Annotated in this window: 1 protein-coding gene; it reads left to right on the top strand. The window is 65.1% G+C overall.

Annotated elements, in window-relative coordinates:
• Nucleotides 1-122: 122 nt before the first annotated feature.
• Nucleotides 123-341, top strand: a 219-nt coding sequence (locus B3P22_RS08215; protein WP_296270617.1) for a flavoprotein, incomplete at its 3' end; no start/stop codon positions are given.

The raw sequence follows: 341 nt of genomic DNA, 5'->3' as shown, positions 1-341 counted from the left end.
CGTACGGTTCTTAGGGGGGGATGGGCCAGCAATGGCCTATCCCTACCCGACTTTACACGGGGCCGGCCTGGGGAGGCGTTGGCCACGTGGCGCACATCCACCGGTATATAAAAGGCAAGCCTATGCAGCGGCTGTATCGCAAACGCATCATCGTCGGCGTGGGGGGCGGTATTGCTGCCTACAAGAGCGCCGAGCTGGTTCGCCGGCTGAAGGATCAGGGCGCCGAAGTCCGCGTGGTGATGACCCAGGGCGGACGAGAATTCATCACCCCGCTGACCCTGCAGGCGCTGTCCGGCCACCCCGTTCATCTCGACCTGCTCGATCCGGCCGCCGAAGCGGCG

This window comes from Pseudomonas sp. UBA6323, from assembly GCF_002439135.1.
Taxonomy (GTDB): domain Bacteria; phylum Pseudomonadota; class Gammaproteobacteria; order Pseudomonadales; family Pseudomonadaceae; genus Aquipseudomonas.
This window is presented reverse-complemented; position numbering and strand designations above follow the sequence as displayed.